The following is a 26342-nucleotide window of genomic DNA, read 5'->3' on the forward strand; positions in this document are numbered from 1 at the left end:
GGCGACTTATCCACAGGCGGGCGACATATTCCGCAGCCACCCGGCACAATGCAGTCGCAAGCACAGCCAGCAGCAGAAGGCGAGTCGGGAAACCGTGACCACGTCCATCGAAGGCAGGATCGCCGAAGAGCTCGGCGTACGGGAGCGACAGGTCAAGGCGGCCGTCGAGTTGCTCGACGGCGGGTCGACCGTGCCGTTCATCGCGCGCTACCGCAAAGAGGCGACCGAGACGCTCGACGACGCGCAGTTGCGCACGCTGGAGGAGCGGCTGCGCTATCTGCGGGAGCTGGAGGAGCGGCGGACCGCGATCCTGGAGTCCGTCCGCGACCAGGGGAAGCTCGACGCCGAGCTGGAGGCGCGCCTGCGGGCCGCCGACACCAAGGCCCGCCTGGAGGACATCTACCTGCCGTTCAAGCCCAAGCGGCGGACCAAGGCGCAGATCGCCCGCGAGGCCGGTCTTGAGCCGCTCGCCGAGGGGCTGCTGACGGATCCGTCGGTGGAGCCGCTCACCGCCGCCGTGGCCTTCGTGGACGCGGAGAAGGGCGTGGCGGACGCCCCCGCTGCCCTGGACGGCGCCCGGTCGATCCTCACCGAGCGGTTCTCCGAGGACGCCGACCTCATCGGCGAGCTGCGCGAGCGGATGTGGACGCGCGGGCGGCTGGCGGCGAAGGTGCGGGACGGCAAGGAGGAGTCGGGCGCGAAGTTCGCCGACTACTTCGACTTCGCCGAGCCGTTCACCGATCTGCCCTCGCACCGGGTGCTGGCCATGCTCCGCGGCGAGAAGGAGGACGTGCTCGATCTCGTGCTGGAGCCGGAGGAGGCGACCGAGGGCCCCTCGTCGTACGAGGGCACCATCGCCCACCGCTTCGGCGTCGCCGACCGCGGTCGCCCCGGCGACAAATGGCTCGTCGACACCGTCCGCTGGGCCTGGCGCACCCGCGTCCTGGTGCACCTCGGGATCGATCTCCGCCTACGGTTGCGCACCGCCGCCGAGGACGAGGCGGTGCGGGTCTTCGCGGCCAATCTGCGGGACCTGCTGCTCGCCGCCCCGGCCGGGACCCGCGCCACGCTGGGCCTGGACCCCGGCTTCCGTACGGGGGTGAAGGTGGCCGTCGTCGACGCGACCGGCAAGGTCCTCGCCACCGACACCATCCATCCCCATGTGCCGGCGAAGAAGTGGGACGAGTCGCTGGCGACCCTGGCCGGGCTGGCCCGCGAGCACTCCGTCGACCTGGTCGCCATCGGCAACGGCACGGCGTCCCGCGAGACCGACAAGCTCGCCGGTGAACTCATCACCAGGCACCCGGAGCTGAATCTCACGAAGGTGATGGTCTCGGAGGCGGGCGCCTCCGTGTACTCCGCCTCCGCGTTCGCCTCACAGGAGCTGCCCGAGCTGGACGTCTCACTGCGCGGCGCGGTCTCCATCGCCCGCCGGCTCCAGGACCCGCTCGCCGAGCTGGTCAAGATCGACCCCAGGTCCATCGGGGTGGGGCAGTACCAGCACGACCTCTCCGAGGTGAAGCTCTCCCGCTCCCTGGACGCCGTGGTCGAGGACTGCGTCAACGGCGTCGGTGTGGACGTCAACACCGCGTCCGCGCCGCTGCTCTCCCGGGTCTCCGGCATCAGTGCTGGCCTCGCCGAGAACATCGTCACCCACCGGGACACCAACGGCCCGTTCCGGTCCCGCCGCGCCCTGAAGGATGTGGCCCGGCTCGGCCCGAAGGCGTACGAACAGTGCGCGGGCTTCCTGCGCATCCGGGGCGGCGACGACCCGCTGGACGCGTCCAGCGTGCACCCGGAGGCATATCCGGTGGTGCGCCGCATGGTGAAGACGGCGGGTGGCGAGGTCGCCACGCTGATCGGCAACCCCGGAGCGCTGCGCTCGCTGCGCGCCGACGACTTCGTGGACGAGACCTTCGGACTGCCGACGGTCTCGGACATCCTGCGTGAGCTGGAGAAGCCGGGGCGCGACCCGCGGCCCGCCTTCAGGACCGCCACCTTCAAGGAGGGTGTCGAGAAGATCGGCGATCTCGACTCCGGGATGATCCTCGAAGGCGTGGTCACCAATGTGGCGGCGTTCGGCGCGTTCGTGGACATCGGTGTCCACCAGGACGGTCTGGTCCATGTGTCGGCGATGTCGCGGACCTTCGTCAAGGACCCGCGCGATGTGGTGAAGCCGGGCGACGTGGTGAAGGTGAAGGTCCTCGAAGTCGACATCCCGCGCAAGCGGATCTCGCTCACGCTGCGACTGGAGGACGAGGCCGCCCCCCAGGAGGGCCAGGACCGCCCCGAGCGCGGTGACCGGGGCGGACGGCCCCGCCAGCGCGGCGGGCAGGGCGGTGGCGGACAGGCCGGTGGCCCGGCTCGACAGAACGGCGGCCAGGGCGCCGGGCAGGGTGGCGGCGCGCCTCGGCAGAACGGCGGGGCGGGGCGTCAGCAGAGCGGCACCGGCGGGCGTGGTGGCGAGCGCCGGCAGGGCGGCGGACGGCAGACCCCGCCCCCGGCGAACAGCGCGATGGCCGATGCGCTGCGCCGCGCGGGCCTGACGGGTCCCGACAAGCGGCGCTGAGCGGACCGGGGCGGGGGCCGTCGAGCGCCCCCGCCCCGGTCGCCGGGATCAGCTCTCGGTGATCTTTCCGTCCGCCACCTCGACACGGCGGGTGGTGCGCACCGCGTCCAGCATCCGGCGGTCGTGTGTCACCAGCAGCAGTGTGCCCGTGTAGGCGTCGAGCGCCGACTCCAGCTGTTCGATCGCGGGCAGGTCCAGGTGGTTCGTCGGCTCGTCGAGTACGAGGAGATTGACGCCCCGCCCCTGGAGCAGTGCCAGCGCGGCCCGGGTCCGCTCGCCCGGGGAGAGGGTGGTCGCCGGGCGCAGCACATGTGCCGCCTTGAGGCCGAACTTGGCCAGCAGGGTGCGGACCTCGGCCGGTTCGGTCTCCGGGACGGCCGCGCAGAAGGCGTCGAGCAAGGCCTCGGGGCCGTGGAAGAGCCCGCGGGCCTGGTCGACCTCGCCGACGACGACGCCCGAGCCGAGTGCGGCATGGCCGGAGTCAAGCGGCAGCCGGCCCAGCAGGGCGGCCAGGAGGGTCGACTTCCCGGAGCCGTTGGCGCCGGTGATGGCGACCTTGTCGGCCCAGTCGATCTGAAGCGAAGCGGGCCCGAAGTGGAAGTCGCCGCGCCGGACCTCGGCCTGACGCAGGGTCGCCACGACCGAGCCGGAGCGCGGGGCGGCGGCGATCTCCATCCGCAGCTCCCACTCCTTGCGGGGCTCGTCCACCGTGTCCAGGCGTTCGATCATGCGCTGGGTCTGCCGGGCCTTGGCGGCCTGCTTCTCGCTCGCCTCGCTGCGGAACTTCCGGCCGAGCTTGTCACTGTCGGTCGCCTTGCGACGGGCGTTCTTGACGCCCTTGTCCATCCACGAGCGCTGCATCTGGGCGCGGCCTTCGAGGGCGGACTTCTTGCCCTCGTACGCGTCGTACTCCTCACGGGCGTGGCGCCGGGCGGTCTCCCGCTCCTCCAGATAGGCCGCGTAACCACCGCCGTAGAGGGTGATCTCCTGCTGGGCCAGATCGAGTTCGAGGACTTTGGTGACCGTCCGGGTGAGGAACTCGCGGTCGTGGCTGACGACGACGGTACCCGCGCGCAGCCCCTTGACGAAGGTCTCCAGCCGTTCCAGGCCGTCCAGGTCGAGGTCGTTGGTGGGCTCGTCCAGCAGGAAGACGTCGTAGCGGGAGAGGAGGAGGGAGGCGAGACCGGCGCGGGCGGCCTGGCCGCCGGAGAGCGCGGTCATCGGCAGATCGAGGCCGACGGTCAGCCCGAGCGTCGCGGCGACGTCGGCGGCACGCTCGTCGAGATCGGCGCCGCCGAGCCCGAGCCAGCGCTCCAGGCTGGTGGCGTAGGCGTCGTCGGCGCCGGGGGCGCCGTCCACCAGCGCCTGGGTCGCCTCGTCCATGGTGGTCTGGGCGGCGGCGACACCGGTGCGGCGGGCGAGGAACTCGCGTACGGTCTCGCCGGGCCTGCGCTCCGGCTCCTGCGGGAGATGGCCGACGGACGCGCCCGGCGGCGAGAGCCTCAGCTCACCGCTCTCGGGCCGGTCCACCCCGGCCAGCAGTCGGAGCAGGGTGGACTTTCCGGCCCCGTTGACACCGACGAGACCGATCACGTCACCGGGCGCGACGACGAGGTCGAGTCCGGTGAAGAGCGAGCGGTCGCCGTGTCCTGCGGCGAGATCCTTGGCGACGAGAGTGGCAGTCATCAGACTGACGATCCTAGAGCCTCCACTGCGGGCGGCCGGGGGGCGGTGCACACGTCCGTCCGCCGGCGGCCGGGGGGCGGTGCGCCACGGCCCTGGTCAGAGTTCCTGTGTCACCGGGGTGACCAGCACGTTCTCCAGAGTGCGGGCCACCAGGAAGGACCGGCCCCCGACCACCCGGTCGTCCAGCGGAATCCGGTGCTCCCCCGGCTCCAGCGTGCCGGCGAACACGGACCGCTCGCGGGTGCGGTACAGCCGGTCGAGGCGGTAGGCGAGGAGTCGCACCTGACAGGTCGAGGCGACCTCCACCAGGGCCCGACCGTCGTGTGCCGTCAGGGTGGTGAGCCGACGGCGCTCCGGCGGGTTGCGGTCCAGGGCGTGTTCGATCTGGGCCACCAGTACCGGAATGATCGGGGCGAGCCCGTCCACGTACGCCACCTCGGCACCGACCGCGTCGAAGGCGGCGCGCACGGCGGCGCGCGCCGGCTCGTCGACCGCCCGCCCGAAGGCGACGGCGCCGTAGGCGCGGAGTTCGGTGGCGGACACCCGGCGGGCGTCCCGGCTGATGTCCGCGCCGATCCCGATGGAGCGCAGGGCCGCGGCCAGTCTGGCGAGCACGGCCACCCTGGCGCCGATCAGCAGCGCCCGGCGGCTGCGGGGCGGGGCCCAGCCCGCCGCCACCGCGTCGGTGATGTCTGCGAGGTCGGTGAGGTTGGTGAGCAGCCGTTCCAGGGTGGCGCGGTAGGCGTCCGCGCGGAACCGGAACGGTCCCAGGCCGTGATAGCCGTTCAGCTCCAGATCGGCGTGGTCAGCCGTCTGCCAGGCGAAGTCCCGCCAGACGATGTCGGCGCCGTCGCGCTCGATGACCGCCGTCACCGCGCCGCACTCCAGGGACTGGCACTCGGGACAGGCGTAGATCACGCACCGCCCGCCGGCCAGCCGGGTGGGCGTGTCCAGCAGCAGGGTGCGCACCTCGGCCAGGAGGATCGCCGGGGGTACGTCGGAGGCCAGCGGGGAGACCGCGTCCAGGTCACAGAGCTGGAAGAGGAGGGGCTTCCCGTCGACGATGAAGTCCATGAAGTCCCGGTGCGTCTGACAGGCGCCACTCGCGAGGACTCCCCCGGCCCGCATCGCCGGCGCCAGCCCGAAGGTCGCGTACTCGGCAGACATGTCCTGAGTATCTCCGCCGGTTCCGTCCTTCCGTGGCACCGCGCGGCGTTCGCTACCGTCGCCGTATGGGTGTCGACGTGATCGTGGTGGGGGGCGGGGTCAGCGGGCTGGTGACCGCCGTGGTGCTGGCGGAGCGCGGTCTTCGGGTGCGCGTATGGACACGGGAGGAGGCGACGGAGACGACGTCGTCGGTCGCCGGCGGACTGTGGTGGCCCTATCGGATCGAGCCGAAGGAGCTGGTCGGGGAGTGGTCGACGGCAACCCTGCGGGTGTACGAGGAGTTCGCCGAGCGCCCCGGCGAGACGGGGGTGCGACTCGTCGCGGGGGTGATGGAGGGCTCGCGCCGGTCGGGTCTCGGGCCGTGGTCGGCGCGGCTGGACGGAGTGCGGGACGCGCGGGCCGACGAGTTGCCGCCCGGACACATGGAGGGGGTGTGGGCGCGGGTGCCGCTGGTTGACATGCCGGCCCACCTCGGGTGGCTGCGGCAGCGGCTGGAGGCGGCGGGCGGCACGGTGGAGCTCCGCGCGGTGGCCTCGTTCGCGGAGGCGGCGGCGACGGCGCGGACGGTGGTGAACTGCGCGGGCCTCGCGGCGCGGGAGCTGGTGCCGGACGAGGGTCTGGTACCGGTCCGGGGCCAACTGGTCGTGGTGGAGAACCCGGGGGTCGAGGAGTGGTTCGTCAGCGCCGACGGCGCGTCGAGCGAGACGACCTATCTCCTGCCGCAGCCGGGCCGGCTGATACTCGGCGGCACGGCAGAGGAAGGGCATCAACGGACGGAGCCCGACCCGGCGACGGCGGCGGCGATCGTGGCACGGTGCGCCCGGATCCGTCCGGAGGTCGCGGGGGCCCGGGTGCTGGCCCACCGGGTGGGTCTGCGCCCGGCTCGGCCGGCCGGGGTCCGGATCGCGGCCGAGCACCGGCCGGACGGCGGGCTGCTGGTGCACAACTACGGCCACGGGGGCGCGGGGGTGACGGTCGCCTGGGGGTGTGCGCGGGCGGCGGCGGCACTGGTGCCGGACCGCTGAAGGCGCGCGGCGCGCGCCCGCGCGGGTGCTCCCGCCCCGGCGCGGGAGCACGGGTGGCCCGGGGTGCGGATACCGGACCGCCGAAGGTCACCGACCGACGCGGGAGGGCAGGTGGCCGGAAGCAGGGGGGCCGGAGCAGGGGTGCCGGTCCGCTGAAGGGTCACCGGCCGGGGCGGGAGCGCGGGTGATCCGGGGCACGGGTGGTCGGAAGCACGGGCGCCGATCCACTGAAGGTCACCGGCCGACGCGGGAACACAGGTGATCCGGAACACCGGTACCGGTCCACTGAAGGGCCACCGACCAGCGCGGCGCGGCGGGCCGGGGCCCCCGGCCCCCCGGCCCCCGGCTGGCGGCTGGCGGCTGGCGGCTGGCGGCTGGGCGAAGCCGGCCCGCCCTCCCGGCGCCGGGGGGCGGCGGGGGCGGCCCGATGGCCGGCCCCGCCGCCCCGGGATCACTTCGGCTCCACCGGATTCCGGTCGTCGTCCGGTCCGGCCCCGGGCCCGATGCGGATCTCGAAGTCCCCGTCGTACTGCTCATGGCCCGCGATGATCGCCGACTCCACCATCTCGGCGCCCATCTCACCCCGGACGATCAGCGGGTCGTGCCGCAGGTCGCGCATGAGCGCCACGCACATGCCCACCATCACGACCACAAAGGGCGCGGCGACCAGGATCGTCAGATTCTGGAGTCCGGCCAGTGCGTCGCCCTTGCCGTTCCCGATCAGCAGCATGATCGCGGCGACCGCACCGGTCACCACACCCCAGAACACGACGACGAGCCTGGTCGGCTCGAAGGTGCCCTTCTGGGAGAGCGTGCCCATCACGACGGACGCGGCGTCCGCGCCCGAGACGAAGAAGATGCCGACGAGCACCATGACCAGCAGGCTCATGACCGTCGCCATCGGGTACTGCTGGAGCACCGCGAAGAGCTGGCCCTCGGGGGTGGTCTCACCGCCGAGCTGCTTGCCCTCCTGGAGCTTCATCGCCGTGCCGCCGAAGACCGCGAACCAGACCAGGCTGACACTGCTCGGCACCAGGATGACGCCGCCGACGAACTGCCGGATCGTCCGCCCCCGGCTGATCCTGGCGATGAACATGCCGACGAACGGCGTCCAGGAGATCCACCAGGCCCAGTAGAAGACCGTCCAGCTACCCAGCCAGTCGGCGACGCCCTCGCCGCCGGTGGCCTCCGTACGGCCCGCGAGCTGCGGCAGTTCACCGAAGTAGGAGGCGATCGACGTCGGCAGCAGATCGAGCACGATGACGGTGGGACCGACGACGAAGACGAAGAGGGCGAGCACCAGCGCCAGCACCATGTTGGTGTTGGAGAGCCACTGGATGCCCTTCTCCACACCGGAGACGGCGGAGACCACGAACGCCACGGTCAGCACGGCGATGATGCTGACGAGCAGTCCGGTGCCAACCTTGTCCAGCCAGCCCAGCTCGGTGAAGCCGCTGCCGATCTGGAGGGCGCCGAGCCCGAGGGAGGCGGCGGAGCCGAAGAGCGTGGCGAAGATCGCCAGGATGTCGATGACCCGACCCACACCCCCGTACGCGTGCCGCTTGCCGATCAGGGGCACGAAGACGGCGCTGATGGTCTGCCGCCGGCGGCGCCGGAAGGTGCTGTACGCGATGGCGAGCCCGACGACGGCGTAGATCGCCCACGGGTGGAGGGTCCAGTGGAAGAGCGTCGTGGCCATGGCGGTGGCCATGGCGTCCGACGAGTCTGCGGGGTCGGTGCCCGGTGGCGGCGACATGTAGTGGGCGAGCGGCTCACTCACCCCGTAGAACATCAGGCCGATGCCCATTCCGGCGCTGAACATCATCGCGACCCAGGAGACCGTACGGAACTCCGGGCCCTCGTTCTCGCGGCCGAGCGGGATCTTGCCGTAGCGGCTGATGGCGAGCCAGAGGGCGAAGACCACGAAGGCGGACGCGGCGAGGACGAAGGCCCAGCCACCGTTGTGGATGAGCCCGTTCAGCATGGAGCTGGAGATGTCCTCCAGGGCATCGGTGGCGACCGTGCCCCAGACCACGAAGGCGAGGGTCAGGACGGCGGTGACTCCGAAGACCACGCGGTCCGTCGAAGGGCGCCCAATCTCCTGAGGGTGACCGGAGACCTTGGCCGTTTCCGGCCGTGCTCCCCGGTCACCCGGTTGTTCTTCGTGCGACACGCGTGGCACCTTTCAGGGGTTGCGCGGAACGAGCGAAATGACGCTGCTGTGTGCTTCCGCTACCCACTACCACAGGTCATGCACATCACGAAGGTCAACAGGCGGTAACGGTTTGTGCCTTTGTCAGATGGTAGGCCGCACGGGCGTCCAGCAGCAGCGGGACCAGTTTCCGCTGGGATTGACGCAACGGTACGAACGCACCGTCACCGTCGTGTCGCGCCACCACCCCGTGCAGAGCCAGCTCGTCCTTTACATCCGCGAACTGGGCGGCGTCAAGACGGTAGCCGCACGGCGGGTCGGTGAGGGTCTCGTCCGGCGTCGGCGGATCGTTGTCGGCGCCGCCCAGATAGACCGGTCCGCGGTCCAGGAAGCCGGCGAGCCGAGCCGCCGTGGTCGCCGCCTCGATCCGTGACCGCCGCTCCCCGGTGAACGCAAACAGCCCTTCGAGCGCGGCGAGTTGGCTGTGCACCCGGCGCCGGTTGTTCAGCGCCTCATCCGCCTTCTCCGCCGCCGTCAGGGCATCGACCCGGCTCTCGATGAGGAGTCCCACCGCGTTCTTGATCCCCGTGGCGTTGCGGAGGATCCGCTCCTGGCCGTCGCCCGCGACCTGCCGGATGGGCTCGCCGGTGGCGGGGTCGGTCCAGATGCCGTACGTCCCGGTGCTGTATCCCGCCTCGTGCGCGGCCGGGCGGACGTACTCCCCGGAGAGGATCTTCGACTCCTGGTGGACCCGGGCATCGGTGTTGGGGTTGCGGGGCCAGAGGTCGAACAGTTCCTTGTCGTACTGCGGCGGGGTGGCGCCGTACTCGTGCAGGTCGTAGACGATGTCCGGGCGGTGGTCCCGGACGACAGCGGCCAGCGCCCGGGCCTCCGCGGTGCGCAGGGCGAGATGGTCGCGGTTGATATCCACCTTGTCGGCATTGCCCCGAGTGTCGGCGGCGCGACCGTCCGGGTTGGCGGTGGGGACGACCAGGATCTCGGTCCGGGAGAGCAGGGCGCGGGTCGCCCGGTCCCTGGCATGGGCAAGGTCGCGGACGGTGGAGAGACATGCCTCCCGGCCGGACGGCTCGTCGCCGTGCTGGGAGCAGATCAGCAGCACGGTGGTGGCCGCGCGGGGGTCGCCGATCCGGACGAGTTGGAGCGGCCGGCCCTCTTTGGTCGTACCGATCCGACCGACCGATACCCGGTCACCGCCCCGGTCGACGGCGGCCAGGAAGGACTGTTCCTCCGGCTGACTCGTCCACCGCGCGCCGTCGCTGATCTCGAAGCCGGTGCGCGGCGGCGGGCTGTGGGTGGCCCGTGCCGGGGCGGTGATCAGGGGTACGGCGAGCGCCGCGGCGGTCGCCGTGAGCACGAGGGTGCGCCATCGGGTCATCATCGGCTGTCGGCTCCCGGGATCGGGTGGATGGGACGTGGACCGGCGACGCCGTCGAGGCGTACCCGGCCGGGTAGGGGCGCCACGGCCTTCCCGGTGGTGGCGCCGGCGAACGCGGACGCGCCGCCGACGACGGGGAGGTTCGCCGTGGTGCGGGCGAGGTCGACCGTCAGTCGTGGGGTGTTCGCGGGCGGCTCGATCAGTCCGCGATCGGTGCCGGCGACGATCAGGGCGAGCCGGTGCCCCGGCGGCACCACATGATCGTTGGCATGCAGATCGAGGGTGATGGTGTACGGCCTGCCGGGGGTCAGCGGGCGGCCCTGGTCGGCGGAGGCGTGGTTGCCGAGATCGGCCCAACCCCGGCTGAAGACGGTGAGGTCGACGGCCCTGGTGTCGGCCCGGGTCTCCTTGAAGCAGGCGCTGTCACCAGGGGTGGACGAGCCCCAGCAGGTGCGCTCCGGGAGGGTGGTGATGCCCTCGCCCGGTGCGGTGTAGTCGCGGATGGTGTCGGGCCCGAGATCGACGAGGACGGCGGAGAGATGGGCCGTGCGGGTCGTCGGGGTGACGGTGACATCGACCGTGCCGGAGCCGGCGAGCCGGAGCGCCCGGTCGAGCGGCGGGGTGATGAAGCCCGCCTTCGCCGGGGTCGACCGGTCGATCAGGGCGGCCCAGTCGGCTTGGCCCAAGGTCCGGTCGTCGGTGAAGCTCTCGGTGACACCGGGGGCGGCGGGGGTGAGGGAGAGCGTGCCGACTCCGGGGACCGCGCCGCGACCCGGCCGGAGTGCGGTGGTCACGGTGCCGGCCGGCGGCCAGACGCGGTCGGTGGACCACACGTCGGGGGCGCGCTCGATATCCGCCATGGGTTCGCGTTCGATGCCGTTGTCGTAACCGAGGAGATAGTGGTCGAACCAGCGGTGCAGGGTCTTCACCCACTCGGCGCGCCGGAAGTCGAACGGATCGACGTGTCCGGTCCCCGACAGCCAGATCTTGCGCTCCACCCCGGCGTCGGCGAGGGCGTCCCACCACTGCCCGACGTGTCTGGCGCGGACGTTCAGGTCCTGGGTGCCGTGGACGGCGAAGACGCTGGCGGTCACCTTGCCGGCGTCGGGCACATGGTCGCGCTCCGCCCAGAGGGGAGTGCGGTCGCCGGTGCGCGGCGCCCCGCTGACCAGACGCTGCTGGACGGCCTGGCACCGCTGACGGGCCGCGGGGCTCGCGACGTGGTTCGCGAGCCGGTCGGGCCCGCTGCCGAAGAGGGGCGCGCCCTTGGCGAAGTAGTAGTCGTACCAACTGGAGATGGCGCCGATGGGGACGATCGTCTTGAGGCCCTCGACTCCGGTGGCGGCGACCCCGTTCGCGATGGTGCCGTCGTAGCTCTTGCCGATCATCGCGGTGTCGCCGGTGGTCCAGTCCGTCCCGGCGCGTACGGTGCCGGTACGGGTGGTGTAGCCGCTGGCCCGGCCGTTCAGCCAGTCGATGACGGCCTTGGCGGAATGGACGTCGGAGACTCCGCCGACATCGACACAGCCGTCGGATCGGCTGGTGCCGGCGAGGTCGACCGCGGCGAAGGCGTAGCCGCGGGGGACGAAGTAGTTGTCGTAGTGGAGCGGGAACTGGACGGGGCCGCCCTGCGCGTCGTACGTCTTGCGCTGGCTCTCGTTACCGCGTCCGCAGCAGGCGTAGTAGGGACTGGCGTCCATGATCACCGGGATCTTCCGGCCCTGCTGGGCGGGTTCCCTCGGCCGGACGATGTCGACGGCGACCCGATCGGTCCGGCCGTCGCCGTCACCGTCGAGCCGGGTGTCGACCCAAACGGATTCGCGGATCGCATTCTCGTACGAGTGAACGGGTTCGCTCACCTGTACGGGGGCGCCGCGCGCAGTCGTCGGAGAGAGCGCGAGGGCCATCAGGGCGGCCACGGCCGCCGGCACGATCGATCTGTACGTCAAGCGGGATCCCCGCGTACGTATCGGCATGGGCGGAAGGTACCGTTCCCGACCCGGCCGCGACAGGGGGCAGTACCCGGAACACCACGGGCCGCACCCGCACCCGGAGACCCAGGGGCCCCGCCCGGCGGGGAGCACGAAGTCGGCACCGGGGGCACGGAGTCGGGTCCGGGGGCTCGCCCCCGGTGGCGCGCGCCCCGGACCGAGGGCCCGTCAGTCGTCGTGGTGGACGACCACGGAGACGCAGCGGACCTCGTCCCCCGTCATATTGCGGTACTGGTGCGGGGTGGCCGGGTCGAAGGCGAGGGAGTCCCCGGGCTCCAGCACATAGGTCTCGAATCCGACGTCGGCGTGCAGGGTGCCGTGCAGGACGAGTTGGTACTCCCGCCCGTCGTGCCGGATCGGGCAACGGGTGTCGGTGGACCGTCCGTACGGCGCGTAGACGACCTCCAGGAAGTCGACCCGGGCGTCCTGTTGCGGGGTGAGCCGCTCCCAGCGGACACCGCTCGCGAGATCGATGGTGCGGCGGTGCCCCGCGCGCTGGACGATGCTCTCCCCTGCCGGCGCCAGTCCGACCCCCGCCGACGCGGGGCCGCGGTCGGGCTCCTGCGGCCGATCGCCGTCGGTGGCACCCTCGCCGCCCCGGACGGAGTGCGCGCCCCCGCGGGCGAAGCGCGGCGCCTCGTCCGTACCGATGTGCGGCGGCGGCGCGACCCGCGGGGCCCGTGCCGCGCCGGCCGGTGCCGGTACGACGTCGCTGTCCGAGACACCGAAGAGATAGTCGAGGGAGATCTCCAGCGCATTCGCTATCCCGTAGATCACCCCTGCCGACGGGGCGGTCTGTCCCCGTTCGACCTGCGAGATCAGACTCGCGGAACAGCCCGCGAGCTTGCCCAGCTCACGCAGTGACATCCCACGCTCGGCCCGGACTCTCCTGAGTCTGCCGCCGAGGCCAGGGCTTCCCCCCTCGGGCTTCATCGAGCCTCCCGATCCATTCGATCCGCCGTGTTCGCGCACTGGACAACTGTAAAGGACTGCACTTTCCTGCACGCACATCCTCGCGATACTGCACACGATCCCCGTTGACTGAACAAGCGTCCAGCGGGTCTCTGAGGGGAGGCCGGATCAATGCCCGGCTTGCCTGCCTCCGCCCCACTCCGACCAAGGGTTACCGAGAGGAGATGTACAACCCTTGACAACAATGCTGCACACTCGTGCACTATAACGCACATCACCTCGCGTATCGACGCTTGTGCAGTTGTGTGGAGGTTCTCGCTGTGACAGCTGTGACAGACAACGGATCACCCGCCAGACGGGCTCGCCGGCCCCGGTCCGCACGAAGGGCCCTGATACCGGCCGTCGCCCTGGCCCTCACCCTCACCGCGTGTTCCGGCGGCGGCACCGGACCCGCATCGACCGCCCCCGGCGCGGCCGGCAACGGCAGCGGCGGAACCCTGCGGGTCGGCACCAACCAGCAGTTCGACGACTGGGAGACCGTCACCAAGCAGAACAGCACATTTACCTCCCTGGTGTACGAGTCACTGCTCGGCGTCGCCCCGGACGGATTCACCCTCCGACCCCAGCTCGCCACCGGGTGGCAGGAGACCCCCCTCCGGATCGACTTCACCCTCCGGACGGGCGTCGTCTTCCACGACGGCACCCCCTTCGACGCCCAGGCCGTCGTCACCAATCTGGAACGCATCCGGAAGACCCCCAGCCAGTACCGGGGACAGCTCTCCGCGATCGGGCAGATCAGCGCCGTGGACCCGACCCGGGTCCGGATCGACCTGCGGCGGCCCGCGCCGAGCCTGCTCACCAATCTCGCGCGGCTCGGGATGTACATGGTCTCCCCCAAGGCCCTGGCCGCCGGGGACTGGAGGACCAGCGGCACCGGCACCGGACCCTGGCGGTTCGACCCGAAGGCGTCCACCAAAGGACTGCGAACGGTCGTCACCTCCTTCGACAAGTACTACGACAAGGCGTCGGTCGGCCCCGCCCGGGTCGAGATCACCCAGATCAACGACCCCGACAGCCTCTACAACGCGCTGCGCGCCGGGCAGCTCGACGTCGTCTGGACCACTCCCCCGCTGGCCGAACGGGCGGACAAGGAGGGGATGAAGTCCACCTCGTTCCCGTCCGTGCTCTGGCACCTCCAGATGTACGACACCGAGGGCACCTTCAAGGACAAGGAGTTCCGCCAGGCCGTCTGTCACGCGATGAACCCGCAGGACTACGTGGACGCGGCGCTCGGCGGCAAGGGAAAGGTGCCGCTCCAGCGCTTCCCCGCCGGCCAGCCGGGCCACACCGCATCGGCCGGAGGGTATCCCCACGACCTGGACAAGGCCAGGGAGCTGATGGCCGGACTCGGCGGCGGAAAGCGGAAGTTCACCCTGATCAGCTATGACACCCAGCGGACCATCGCCGAGCTGTTCCGCAGCCAGCTAGCGAAGATCGGCGTGGAGGTCGAACTGCAACTGCCGAACTTCCCCCAGTTCCTGAGCACCTACCAGAACGGCAAGTACCCCGCCGCGATCCTCTCGGACGGCTCACGCTCGGGAGCGTACGACTACTACATCCGGAAGTTCGCGCCCGACGCCCCGGGCAATCCCCTGAAGGTGCGGTACCCGGCGATCGACGCCGCCGCCGCGGAGGGACTGGCCGCCACCACCCCCGGAGCACGGGACGCCGCCTGGCAGAAGATGTCGAAGATCGTCAACGATGAGGCGCTGGACTGCGGCTACTTCGACTACACGGGCTTCTGGGCCTACAACCCGAAGAAGGTCGGGAACATCGTCTCCACGACCAATGACGTCGCGGTGTTCCGCTACCGGGACGCCCGGGTCACGGGCTGACCCCCGCCGCCCGCGAGGGTGCGCGCCGGACCGCCCCGCACCTCTGAGGACCACGGACGGGCCCCGAGCCCCCGCGACGCTCCGGTCCTCCCCCGTACGTCTCCGGTCCGCCTCGGGCGCTCCCCGCCCTCCCCCGTACGCCGCCCCCTCCCGCGCGCACCGCTGTCCGTTCGCACGTCCAGGATGGAGAAATCGCCCATGAGCACCACCCCTCCCCACCCCGCCCACCCCGATCTGGTCCTTCTCAACGGCCGGGTGACCACCATGGCGGCGGAGGACGGACCCGCCGAGGTGGCGGCCGTCGCCGTCACCGGTGACCGGATCTCCGCCATCGGCACCACCCGGGAGATCGAGGGACTGGCCGGGCCCGGTACCACCGTGGTGGACCTGGCGGGCCGCCGGGTCGTCCCCGGTCTGATCGACTCCCACGTCCATATCGTGCGGGCCGGGCGCACCTGGCGGGACGAGGTCCGCTGGGAGGACGAACCGACCCTGGAGTCGGGGCTCGCCGCCATCGCCCGGCGCGCCTCCGAACGACCCGCCGGAAGCTGGATCAGGGTCATCGGCGGCTGGCATCCGGGCCAGTTCCCCGAAGGCCGCGGCCCGACCAGGGCCGAGCTGGACGCGGCGGCCCCGGACCACCCCGTCTACGTCCAGTTCCTATACGACTGGGCCGTCCTCAACTCGGCCGCGCTGAACTCCCTCGGCGTCGATCACGCGCTGGTGCGCAAGCTCGGCGCGGAGGGCTTCGACACCGCGTCCTTCGAGACCGACGCCGACGGCGAGCTGACCGGCAAGGTCAACGGCACCCCTCTGATGGAGTGGTTCTACCGGCGGATGCCGAGCCCCAGCTTCGAGGAGCAGGTCGCCTCGACGGCCGAGATGTCACGGGAGCTCAACCGGCTCGGCATCACCGGCGCGATCGACGGCGGCGGCTTCAACAGCGGGCCCGACGCCTACCCGGCGATCCACGAGACCTGGCGGCGCGGGCTGCTCACCGTACGCGGCCGGCTGGCCGTGCACGCCTCCCGCGCCGGGACCGAGTTCGAGGAACTCGCCGGATACCAGCGCTTCACCCCCCTCGACATCGGCGACGGGATGCTCCGGGTCATCGGCGCGGGCGAGGTCATCCTGTACCGCACGGTGGACAAGATCGCCCACCCGGTGGAGATCGGCGACGAGGTACGGGACCAGTTCCGCCAGATCTTCGGGGATCTCGCCCGCAACCGCTGGACCGTGCACGCCCACGCCCACCAGCACGCCACCATCGACGCCCTCCTCACCGCCTGGGAGGAGGCGCACGCCGAACACGACATCAGCGGGCTGCGCTGGTCCCTGGTGCACGCCGAACCGCTCACCCCCGCCGATGTCGACCGGATCGCCGCGCTGGGCGCGGGGGTGCTCGCCCAGGGGCTCTACCGCTTCCAGGGCGAGGAGGCCCTCGCGATCTGGGGTGCCGAGACCGTCGCGCAGGCGCCGCCGCTGCGGACGCTGATCGAGCGTGGCATCCCGCTCGGGCTCGGGTCCGACGCCATGCGGGTGGCCTCGTACAACCCGTTCGCCACCCTCGCCTGGTTCCTCGACGGGCGGACCGTCCTCGGCACCGAGACCCTCGCGCCGCGCCATCTGCTCACCCGGATGGAGGCGCTGCGCGGCTATACGGCGGCCGGTGCGTGGTTCAGCTTCGAGGAGCACGAGCGGGGCCGGCTCGAACCCGGGCTGCTCGCCGATCTCGCCGTCCTCAGCGACGACTACCTCACCGTCGCCCAGGAGCTGATCCCCCGGATCGAATCGGTGCTCACCCTCGTCGGCGGACGCGTCGTGCACACCGGGACGCCCTTCGCCGAACTGCCCGTCGCCGCCCCCGTACCGCAGGGAGTCAGCCGTGCCTGAGACCACCCGACTGCTCGTCAAGGGCGCCACCGTCCTCACGATGGACCCCGGACTCGGCGATCTCGCCACCGGCGACATCCTCATCACCGGCGACCGGATCACCGCCGTCGCTCCAGAGCTCTCCGATCCGGACGCCGAGGTCATCGACGCCCGGGGCATGATCGCCGTCCCCGGTCTGATCGACACCCACCACCACGCCTGGCAGACCCCGCTCAAGGGACTGCACGCCAGCGGCTGGACCGGGGAGGACTACCAGTCCCAGGTCTTCCACCTCCGGGAGCGGTTCAGCCCCGACGACATCCACGACGCCACCTTCGCGGGCTCCGTCCAGATGCTCGACAGCGGAGTCACCGGCGTCCTCGACTTCTGTCACAACGTCATGTCGCCGGAGCACGCCGAGGCCGGGCTGAACGCCCACCGGCGGACCGGCCAGCGCGCCCTGTTCGCGTACGGGATGCTCGGCAGCTTCGACGCCCCGCCCGAGGACCACGCCTGGCGGCTCGACCACGTCCGCGAGCTGCGCGGCCGGCTCGGCGATGACGGGCTGCTGCAGGTCGGCATGGCGCTGTCCTCGCTGGAGTACGGCGGCATGGAACGGATCACCACCGAGATCGGTACGGCCCGGGACCTGGGGCTGCGGATGAGCGTCCACCAGAATCCGGCCGGTCAGATCCGCGCGCTGGACGAGGCCGGGCTGTTGGACTCCGACATCCTGCCGGCGCACGCCAACGCCGCCGACGACGGAGAGCTGGAGCTGCTCGCCGCCCGGGGCGGAGGCATCTCCTTCACCCCGGAGGGCGAGTTCGGCGGCGGCCGTTCCATGACCGTCCTCAACCGGGCGCACCGGGCCGGTGTCACCGCCAGCCTCGGCATCGACACCCATGCCCGGGTCTCCATCGACCTCTTCGCCACCATGCGGCTCACCTTCCTGCTGATGCGCAATGTGGAGGCCGCGGCCGAACGGGAGGCGGGCCGCTGGCCGCTGGCGCGCCGTCCCGACTCCCCGCTGGTCGATCCCCGCCACATGCTGGAGTACGCCACGGTCAACGCGGCCCGCGCCATCGGCCTCGGCGACGATCTCGGCCGGCTCACCCCCGGCCGGCTCGCCGATCTGATCCTGATCGGCACCGAACCGTACGGGATCGCCCTCGGCGACCCGGCCGCCCATATCGTCCTCCAGGCCGGGCCGCGCGATGTGGACACGGTCGTCGTCGGCGGCGTCGTCCGCAAGCGGCACGGGCGGCTCACCGATCTCGACCCCGCCGCCGCGGGCGCCGCCACCCGTCGGGTGCGCGGACGCGTCCTGGGCGAACCGGCCGGACGGGACGCGGAGCAATGACGAAGTTCGTCCTTCAGCGGCTGCTCTCCGCCCTCCCCACGCTGCTCCTCGTCTCGGTGTTCGTCTTCACCCTGGTGCATCTGACGCCCACCGACCCGGTGGCGCAGATACTCGGCGAGGGAGCGCCGGCCACCGACAGGGAGGCGCTCCGCGAGCAGCTCGGTCTCGGCCGGCCGCTCGCCGAGCAGTACGCGGAGTGGCTGGGCGGTGCGGTACGGGGCGATCTCGGCGTCTCCCTCTACACCAGCGTTCCCGTGGCCGAGTCCCTCTCCACCGGCATCGGGATCACCCTCTCCCTGGCGATCGCGGGGATGACCATCGCCCTGCTGGTCGGCGTGCCGCTCGGGATCCTGGGCGCGCTGCGCCCCGGTACCGTCGCCGACCGGCTGCTCACCACCGTCGTCGCCCTCGGTCTCGCCGTCCCCAGCTTCTGGCTCGGGCTGCTGCTGGTCCTGGTCTTCGCGGTCAACCTCGGCTGGCTGCCGGTGGTCGGTTACACCCCGCTCGCCGAGGACCCCGGCGCCTGGGCGACCGGCATGATCCTGCCCGCCGTCGCCCTCGGCTCCCACACGGCGGCCGTCATCGCCCGGCAGACCCGCAGCGCCATGATCGACGCGCTGGAGTCGCCGTACGTCCAGACCCTGCTGGCCCGGGGCATCCGGCGGCGCCGGATCGTGCTGCGGTACGCCGTCAAGAACGCCATGGTCCCGGTGCTCGCCGTGATCGCGATCCAGATGTCCGTCCTGGTCGCCGCGAGCTTCGTCATCGAGCGGATCTTCGCGGTACCGGGCCTCGGCACCCTGCTCATCGACAGCGTCGTACGCGCCGACTATCCGGTGCTCCAGGGCTCCATCGTCCTGGTGGCCGTCATCGTCCTGCTGGTCAATCTGGCGGCCGACCTGCTCTACGGCGTGCTCAACCCGAAGGTGAGGCCCCAATGACCGACACCCCCCGGACCGCCGGGGCCGCCGCCGTCACCGCGTCGGCGGCGGCGACCGAACCCGTCCCGGAGGCCACCGCGCCCCGGGTCACCGCGCGCACCCTGCGGCGGATGCTCCGTCAGCCCGTCACCGTCGTCTGTCTCGGACTGCTGCTGCTCCAGGTCGCCATCGCGGTGGCGGCACCACTGATCGCGCCCCACGATCCGGCCGCACCGGATGTGGCGAACAAGCTCCAGGGCCCGAGCGGGGAACACTGGTTGGGCACCGACGACCTCGGCCGCGACACCCTGTCCCGGCTGATGTACGGCACCCGGACCGCACTCCTCGCCTCGTCGGAGAGTGTCGCCATCGGGCTCGTCCTCGGGGTGGGCCTCGGTCTCCTCGTCGGCTACCGGGGCGGCTGGTGGGACCGGATCGGGATGCGGATCGCCGATGTGCTCCAGTCCATCCCGGCCCTGCTGCTCGCCCTCGCCCTGGTCGCCGTCCTCGGCAACGGCCTCGGCAACGCGATGCTCGCCGTCGGCCTCATCTTCGCCGTCAGCTTCATGCGGATCACCCGGGCCGTCGTCCTGGCCGAGCGGGAGAAGCTGTACGTGGACGCCGCGCGGGTCCTCGGGCTGCGGCCCTCCGGGATCATGCTCCGGCAGGTGCTGCCGAATGTGTCGCCGCCCCTCATCGTCCAGGCGTCCATCGCGCTGGGCACCGCGCTGCTCATCGAGGCGACACTCAGCTTCCTCGGCGTCGGCATCGACTCCACGCAGGTCAGTTGGGGCGCCATGCTCGACGCCTCGCGCCAGCACGTCTCCGAGCATCCACTGCTGGCCATTCTGCCCGGTGCGGCGATCACGCTGAGCGTCCTCGTCTTCAATCTCCTCGGCGACGGGCTGCGGGACGCCGGATCGCCCCGGTCGACGGCCCGTACCGGTGCCCGGAGGCGGAAGCCGGCCGGTCCGGTCACCGTCGTCCCCCGGGCCTCGGCCGCCGCACCCGCCGACGTACTGCTGCGGGTCGACGGCCTCACCGTCACCGACGCCGACGGCGCCCGGCTGGTGTCCGACGTCTCCTTCCACATCCGCCGCGGCGAGACCTTCGGACTGGTCGGCGAGTCCGGCTGCGGCAAGTCCGTCACCGCGTCCGCCATCCTCGGGCTGCTGCCCCGGGGCGTCGGGGTCGAGTCCGGCTCGATCCGGCTCCAGGACACCGAACTCGCCGGTCTCGAAGGGGAGCGACTGCGCCGGATACGCGGCCGGCGGATCGGCATGGTCTTCCAGGACCCGGGGTCCGCCCTCTCCCCCGTCCACACGGTGGGCCGCCAGCTCACCGACGCCATCAGGGCACACACCGATCTCAACCGCGAGCGGGCCACCGAACGCGCCGCCGAACTCCTCGCCCTCGTCGGCGTACCGAATCCGCGGGAGCGGCTGCGGGACTATCCGCACCAGTTCTCCGGCGGCATGGCCCAGCGGGTCGTCATCGCGGGCGCCCTCGCCTGCGACCCGGAGCTGCTGATCGCCGACGAACCGACCACCGCCCTCGATGTCACCATCCAGGCCCAGGTGCTGGATCTGCTCGCCTCGCTGCGGGAGCGGCTCGACATGTCCCTACTGCTCATCACCCACGATCTCGGGGTCGTCGCCGACTCGTGCGACCGGATCGCGGTGATGTACGCGGGCCAGATCGTCGAACAGCGCACGGTCGGGGACGCGTTCGCCGCGCCCCGGCACCCGTACACCGAGGCCCTGCTGGCCGCCGTGCCGCACGGCGAATCCGGTGGTGGTCCGCTGGCGACCATCCCCGGCCGGGTGCCACCGGCCTGGGCCTGGCCGGAGGGCTGCCGGTTCCATCCGCGCTGCCCGTACGCCACGGCCGGCTGCCGCACCGGTGCGGTGCCGATCGACGCCGACGGTGTGCGCTGTCTGCGGGCCGGCGAACTCGATCTGGCGGGTGTCCGGTGACCGGGACCCGAGCGGGCGCCGTGGCCGACGGCACGGGCTCCGGGGAGCGGGCACCGCTGTTGTCGGTGGAGAACCTCACCGTGCGCTACCGGCTGGGGCGCGGGCTGACCGGACGGGCGCGGACCCGTACCGCCGTGCGGGACGTCAGCTTCACCATCCCCGGCGGCCGGACCCTCGGTCTGGTCGGCGAGTCGGGCTCCGGCAAGAGCAGCATCGGACGCGCGATCCTGCGGCTGGCCCCCGTCTCCGAGGGCCGCGTCCTCTTCGACGGGGCGGACACCGCCGGCTTCGGCCGCCGTACGCCCCTCTCCTTCAACCGGGACGTCCAGGTGGTCTTCCAGGACCCGATGTCGTCGCTCAACCCCCGGCAGACCGTCGAGACCACCATCGGGCAGGCCCTCACCCGGCACCGCGCGCTCTCCGCCCGCGACCGGGACCGGGAGGTCACCCACGCCCTCGACCGGGTCGGCCTCGCCTCCTACCACGCCGACCGCTATCCGCACGAACTCTCCGGCGGCCAGCGGCAGCGCGTCGCCATCGCCCGTGCGCTGGCACCCCGGCCCCGTCTGATCGTCTGCGACGAGCCCGTCAGCGCGCTCGACGTCAGCACGCAGAGCCAGGTGATCAATCTCCTCATGGAGCTCCAGCGCGAACTGGGCGTCAGCTATCTGTTCATCGCGCACGACCTGGAGGTGGTGCGGCACATGAGCGACGAGATCGGCGTCCTCCACCTCGGCCGGCTCGTGGAGTCGGGGCCCGCCGAACAGGTCTACCGCACCCCGGCGCACGCCTACACCCGGACCCTGCTGGCCGCCACCCTGGTCGCCGATCCGGTGCGGCAGGCGGTGCGCACCGCCCACCGGCGCGCCCTCGGCGCCACCACCCCGGCCCCCGGGGCCACCCCCGGCACCTCCCCCAGAATCGGAGACCCCGCATGAGCGGATCCGCCCGTACCCCCGGAATTCCCCCCGTCCCGGCGCTCCCCGTCGCCCCCGCCCCCGGCCACGGGCTGGTCGACTTCGAGGAGCGGGTCGACTTCAACCGGCTGCGGGCCTACCGGCTCGCCCGTATCCAGCGGGCGCTGGAGGAGAGCGAGCTGGGCGCGGTGCTCGTGCTCGACAACAACAACATCCGCTATCTGACCGGGATATCGATCGGTGAGTGGACCCGCGAGAAGCTGTCGCGGTACGCGATCTACACCCGTACCGGCGAATTGATCCTGTGGGACTTCGGGTCCGCCGCCGTGCACAACCGGATGTACGCGCCGTGGATGAAGCCGGAGAACTGTCTCTCCTCCTGGACCACCATGCGCGGCGCGGTGCCCCCGGACGCCGATCTGATGGCGCGCGCCGTCGCCGAGATCAAGGGGCGGCTGAACGACGCGGGGGTGGGCGGGATGCCCGTCGGCGTCGATCTGCTGGACATCCCGCTGTACTCGGAACTCACCGGTCAGGGCGTCGAGATCCGGGACGGTCAGCAGGTGATGCTCGACGCCCGGCAGATCAAGAACCGGGACGAGATCACCCTGCTCTCGATGGCCGCCGCGATGGTCGACGGCGTCTACCACGACATCACCGAGGCGCTGAAGCCGGGCGTCCGGGAGAACGAGATCGTGGCGCTGGCCAACAAGCGGCTGTACGAGATGGGTTCGGACGACGTGGAGTCGATCAACGCGGTCTCCGGCGAGCGCTGCAACCCGCATCCGCACAACTTCTCGGACCGCATCATCCGGCCGGGCGACCAGGCGTTCTTCGACATCATGCACTCCTACAACGGCTACCGGACCTGCTACTACCGGACGTTCAACGTCGGCCGGGCCACGTCCGTACAGCGGGACGCGTACGTCCGCGCCCGCGAGTGGATGGACACCGCGATCGACGCGATCAGGCCCGGCGTCTCCACCGCCGACGTGGCCCGGCTCTGGCCGACCGCCGAGGAGATCGGGATCGAGGACGAGAAGACCGCGTTCGGGCTGCTCTTCGGACACGGCCTGGGACTCGCGCTGCACGAGCGGCCCATCATCAGCCGGCTGACCTCGCTGGAGAGTCCGATGCTGATCGAGGAGGGGATGGTCTTCGCCCTGGAGACCTACTGCCCGGCCGCCGACGGGGTGTCCGCCGCCCGCATCGAGGAGGAGGTCGTGGTCACCGCGTCCGGCATCGAGGTACTGACCCGGTTCCCGGCCGACGAACTCTTCATCGCCAACCAGTACTGACCGGAGGACGAACCGTGTCGATCACCGAACCGCGTGCGGAGACCGGCTCCGCCGACCGCCCGTATCCGCCCGCGCCCCGGTCCGGGGAGGTCCCCGAGGAGACCGCGATCTCGCTCTACCGGACCATGGCCACCGCCCGGAAGTTCGAGAAGCGGGCCTACGACCTGTTCCTGCGGAACCTCGTCAAGGGCACCACCCACCTCGGCATCGGGCAGGAGGCCATCGCCGCCGGTGTCGCCGCCGCGATGCGCCGGGACGACTACTCGTTCATCACCTACCGCGGCCATAACCATCTGATCGCCCGGGGCACCCCGCTGGGCCCGCTGATGGCCGAACTCCTCGGCCGTGACAACGGGCTGATGCACGGCAAGGGCGGCTCGATGCACCTCATCGACGCCGAGCGCGGCATCCTCGGCTCGTACGCGATCATCGGCGCCCAGCTCGTCATCGCCAACGGCGCGGCCTGGTCGGCGCAGTACCGGGGCAGCGGCCAGGTGACGGTCTGCTTCTTCGGCGACGGCGCGACCAACATCGGCGCGTTCCACGAGGCGCTGAACTTCGCGGTGGTGTGGAATCTGCCGGTCGTCTTCGTCTGCGAGAACAACCTCTACATGGAGTACACCCGGATCGACACCGTGACCGCGGTCGAGCATCCGGCCGCCGACCGGGCCGCCGCCTACGGTCTGCCGTCCGTCGTCATCGACGGCAACGACGCCGACGAGGTCCACCTCACCGCCGCCGCGGCGATCGAACAGGCCCGCGCGGGCGGCGGCCCCGCGCTGATCGAGGCCGTCACCTACCGGCACGGGGGCCACTCCCGGGCCGATCCGGCGAAGTACCGGGACCCGGAGGAGGTCAGGGCCTGGCTGGAGCGCGATCCGCTGGTCTCCTACCGGGCCCGGCTGCTCGGCCGGGGGGTACCGGACGCGGTGCTGGACGCGATCGACGCCGAGATCACCGTACGGGTGGACGCGGCGACCGATGAGGCGACGGCGGGCGACTGGCCGGACGAGGCCCGGCTGTTCACCAATGTCTGGAGTGATGGCGGCCATGCCTGGCGCAACTGACACCACGGTTCACCCATCGGACGCGGCCCTGGCCGCCGCGCCCGTCGAACGGAAAGCGGGGACCACCCCATGAGCGTGCTCACCTACCGCAAGGCGGTCGCCCACGGCATCGCGCAGGAGATGCGCCGCGACGAGCGGGTGGTGTTCTTCGGCGAGGACGTCGCCGCGGCCGGCGGGGTGTTCAAGACGACGGCCGGCCTGCTGGAGGAGTTCGGCCCGCGCCGGGTCCGGGACACCCCCATCAGCGAACAGGCCATCCTCGGCGCCGCGATGGGCGCCGCGATGACCGGGCTGCGGCCGATCGCCGAGATCATGTACAGCGATTTCTTCGCGGTCTGCTGGGACCTGGTGGCCAACGAGATCTCCAAGAGCCGCTACATGTCCGACGGCCAGGTGTCCTTCCCGCTGGTCATCCAGTGCGGCAACGGCGCCGGGCTGCGCTTCGGCGCCCAGCACTCCCAGTCCATCGAGAACTGGGCGATGGCGATCCCGGGACTCAAGGTGGTCGCCCCGGCCACCGCGCGGGACGTGGTCGGGCTGATGGCGGCGGCGGTCCGGGACGACGACCCGGTGATCTTCTTCAACCACAAGGCGCTCTACTCGGCCAAGGAGGAGATCCCCGACCTGGACGGGGAGATCGTGGCGGAACTGGGCCGCGCGGTGGTGCGGCGGCACGGCGACGACGCGACCATCGTGGCGCTGGCGGCGATGGTGCCCAAGGCGCTCGCCGCCGCGGACCGGCTCAGCGCGGAGCGCGGCATCGACTGCACGGTGATCGACGTCCGCAGCCTGGTGCCGCTGGACACCGCGACGATCCTGGCGCACACCGCCCGGACGGGACGGCTGTTCACGGTCGAGGAGAATCCCCGGCTCTGCGGCTGGGGCGCCGAGATCGTCTCGATCGCCACCGAGGAGTGCTGGGGCGCGCTGACGGGCGCGCCGGTGCGGATCACCACTCCGCACATCCCACTGCCGTCGGCGGACGCGCTGGAGGATCTGGCGATTCCGTCGGTGGACCGGATCTTCGCCACGGTCGGCGCCGCGCTGGATGGCTGAGCCACCCGACCCATATCACCTGCTTCCAGCAGAATCTTCGCAAATCAATGATCGAAAGGGTACGAAAGATGAGCGCAACCCGCGGTGAGAACATCGGCTGGCTCGGCACCGGCCGGATGGGCACAGTGATGGCCGGGTGTCTGCTGGACGGCGGCGCCGAGGTCGCCGTCTGGAACCGTACGGCGGCCAAGACCGCGCCCCTGGTGGCACGGGGCGCGCGGGCCGTCGGCACGATCGCCGAACTGGCCGCGGCGGACATCGTCTTCGTGATGGTCTCCGCCGACAAGGATCTGCTCGCCGTGACCGCGGGCGACGGCGGGCTGCTGACGGCCGCCGGGCGGCCCAAGGTGATCGTGGACTGCTCGACCGTGTCGGCGGAGACGTCCGCCGAGGTCCGGCGCGCCGCCGAGGCGGTCGGGGTCGCGTTCCTGGCGGCCCCGGTCAGCGGCAACCCGCACATGGTCGCCGAGCGGGGCGGCGCGATCGTGGCCTCCGGACCGCGGGACACCTATGACCGGGTGCTGCCGTATCTGGAGCTGATCGCGCCGACCGTGGTGCACGCGGGTCCGGCCGAGCAGAGCAGGCTGGTGAAGATCTGCCACAACCTGATGCTCGGCATGATCACCCAGGCGCTGGTGGAGGTCACGGCACTGGCCGAGAAGGGCGGGGTGCCCCCGGCCGCGTTCATCGACTTCATCAACGGCTCAGTGCTCGGCTCCACCTTCATCCAGCACAAGGGCCGCGCGCTGGTGGAGCGGGACTACACGCCCACCTTCAACAACATGATGCTGCGCAAGGACTTCGACCTGGGGCTGGGCGCGGGGCGGGAGCTGGAGGTGCCGCTGCCGGTGAGCGCGATGGTGCGTCAGCTCATCCAGACGGCGATCGGTCACGGCTTCGCGGAGGCGGATTACGCGGCGCTGTACGAGGTGGAGGCGCGGGCGGCGGGGATGCGCGGCACGGACGTCCCGGTCTGACCGCCGGGGGGGCCGGGGCCCGCGATCCGGGGCCGGTTCGGGAGTTCCGGCCCCGGGGCCGGATCCGGGCGGGGCTCCGGGGCCGGATCCGGGCGGGGCTCCGGGC

Annotated in this window: 18 protein-coding genes; 12 read left to right on the top strand and 6 right to left on the bottom strand. The window is 71.7% G+C overall.

The window, feature by feature from the left end:
* The first annotated feature begins 94 nt into the window (after nt 1–94).
* A complete protein-coding gene (locus ACH4S7_RS14810) occupies nt 95–2569 on the top strand; it encodes a Tex family protein (protein ID WP_398521545.1) in 2475 nt (824 codons plus the stop codon).
* A gap of 48 nt (nt 2570–2617) precedes the next feature.
* Here ACH4S7_RS14810 and ACH4S7_RS14815 read toward each other — a convergent pair whose 3' ends face one another.
* Nucleotides 2618–4255 (bottom strand): ABC-F family ATP-binding cassette domain-containing protein, encoded by a 1638-nt coding sequence (locus ACH4S7_RS14815; RefSeq protein WP_398521546.1) that lies wholly within the window; start codon nt 4253–4255, stop codon nt 2618–2620.
* 96 nt (nt 4256–4351) lie between these two features.
* Entirely contained in the window at nt 4352–5422 is a 1071-nt protein-coding gene (locus tag ACH4S7_RS14820; protein WP_398521547.1) for an oxidoreductase, read from the bottom strand.
* Between the two features lie 65 nt (nt 5423–5487).
* Between ACH4S7_RS14820 and ACH4S7_RS14825 the strand changes: the two genes are divergently transcribed.
* A complete protein-coding gene (locus ACH4S7_RS14825; RefSeq protein ID WP_398521548.1) occupies nt 5488–6447 on the top strand; it encodes an FAD-dependent oxidoreductase in 960 nt (319 codons plus the stop codon).
* 451 nt (nt 6448–6898) lie between these two features.
* Here ACH4S7_RS14825 and ACH4S7_RS14830 read toward each other — a convergent pair whose 3' ends face one another.
* The 4 genes from ACH4S7_RS14830 to ACH4S7_RS14845 all read right to left on the bottom strand — a co-directional run bounded on the left by ACH4S7_RS14830 (nt 6899) and on the right by ACH4S7_RS14845 (nt 12997).
* Complete coding sequence (locus ACH4S7_RS14830; RefSeq protein WP_398521549.1) at nt 6899–8521, bottom strand: BCCT family transporter; 1623 nt, start codon at nt 8519–8521, stop codon at nt 6899–6901.
* Between the two features lie 193 nt (nt 8522–8714).
* On the bottom strand, nt 8715–9995 hold the full coding sequence (locus ACH4S7_RS14835; RefSeq protein ID WP_398521879.1) for a M14 family metallocarboxypeptidase: 1281 nt from the start codon (nt 9993–9995) through the stop codon (nt 8715–8717).
* Nucleotides 9995–11971: a Xaa-Pro dipeptidyl-peptidase gene (locus tag ACH4S7_RS14840; RefSeq protein ID WP_398521550.1), complete on the bottom strand. Its 1977-nt coding sequence runs from the start codon at nt 11969–11971 to the stop codon at nt 9995–9997. Before ACH4S7_RS14840 ends, ACH4S7_RS14835 begins: the two co-directional genes overlap by 1 nt.
* A gap of 183 nt (nt 11972–12154) precedes the next feature.
* Complete coding sequence (locus ACH4S7_RS14845) at nt 12155–12997, bottom strand: helix-turn-helix domain-containing protein (RefSeq protein ID WP_398521551.1); 843 nt, start codon at nt 12995–12997, stop codon at nt 12155–12157.
* A gap of 221 nt (nt 12998–13218) precedes the next feature.
* On the opposite strand from ACH4S7_RS14845, the gene ACH4S7_RS14850 reads away from it, so the two are divergent.
* The 10 genes from ACH4S7_RS14850 (at nt 13219) to ACH4S7_RS14895 (ending at nt 26236) form a co-directional block, all read left to right on the top strand.
* Entirely contained in the window at nt 13219–14793 is a 1575-nt protein-coding gene (locus tag ACH4S7_RS14850; protein WP_398521552.1) for an ABC transporter substrate-binding protein, read from the top strand.
* A gap of 198 nt (nt 14794–14991) precedes the next feature.
* Entirely contained in the window at nt 14992–16686 is a 1695-nt protein-coding gene (locus ACH4S7_RS14855) for an amidohydrolase (RefSeq protein WP_398521553.1), read from the top strand.
* Entirely contained in the window at nt 16679–18025 is a 1347-nt protein-coding gene (locus ACH4S7_RS14860; protein WP_398521554.1) for an amidohydrolase family protein, read from the top strand. Before ACH4S7_RS14855 ends, ACH4S7_RS14860 begins: the two co-directional genes overlap by 8 nt.
* Nucleotides 18022–18966 (top strand): ABC transporter permease, encoded by a 945-nt coding sequence (locus tag ACH4S7_RS14865; RefSeq protein WP_398521555.1) that lies wholly within the window; start codon nt 18022–18024, stop codon nt 18964–18966. Before ACH4S7_RS14860 ends, ACH4S7_RS14865 begins: the two co-directional genes overlap by 4 nt.
* Nucleotides 18963–20921: a dipeptide/oligopeptide/nickel ABC transporter permease/ATP-binding protein gene (locus tag ACH4S7_RS14870; protein ID WP_398521556.1), complete on the top strand. Its 1959-nt coding sequence runs from the start codon at nt 18963–18965 to the stop codon at nt 20919–20921. The genes ACH4S7_RS14865 and ACH4S7_RS14870 overlap by 4 nt, the downstream gene beginning before the upstream one ends.
* Complete coding sequence (locus ACH4S7_RS14875; RefSeq protein WP_398521557.1) at nt 20918–21859, top strand: ATP-binding cassette domain-containing protein; 942 nt, start codon at nt 20918–20920, stop codon at nt 21857–21859. The genes ACH4S7_RS14870 and ACH4S7_RS14875 overlap by 4 nt, the downstream gene beginning before the upstream one ends.
* Nucleotides 21856–23136, top strand: a complete 1281-nt coding sequence (locus tag ACH4S7_RS14880; protein WP_398521558.1) for a M24 family metallopeptidase — start codon at nt 21856–21858, stop codon at nt 23134–23136. The genes ACH4S7_RS14875 and ACH4S7_RS14880 overlap by 4 nt, the downstream gene beginning before the upstream one ends.
* 14 nt (nt 23137–23150) lie before the next feature.
* Nucleotides 23151–24203, top strand: a complete 1053-nt coding sequence (locus tag ACH4S7_RS14885) for a thiamine pyrophosphate-dependent dehydrogenase E1 component subunit alpha (protein ID WP_398521559.1) — start codon at nt 23151–23153, stop codon at nt 24201–24203.
* 69 nt (nt 24204–24272) lie between these two features.
* A complete protein-coding gene (locus tag ACH4S7_RS14890) occupies nt 24273–25259 on the top strand; it encodes an alpha-ketoacid dehydrogenase subunit beta (protein ID WP_398521560.1) in 987 nt (328 codons plus the stop codon).
* The gene (locus ACH4S7_RS14895) at nt 25256–26236 is read left to right on the top strand and encodes an NAD(P)-dependent oxidoreductase (RefSeq protein WP_398521880.1); all 981 of its coding nucleotides are present in this window, start codon (nt 25256–25258) and stop codon (nt 26234–26236) included. The genes ACH4S7_RS14890 and ACH4S7_RS14895 overlap by 4 nt, the downstream gene beginning before the upstream one ends.
* The last annotated feature ends 106 nt before the right edge of the window (nt 26237–26342 follow it).

Source organism: Streptomyces sp. NPDC020965 (assembly GCF_044333555.1).
GTDB lineage: Bacteria > Actinomycetota > Actinomycetes > Streptomycetales > Streptomycetaceae > Streptomyces.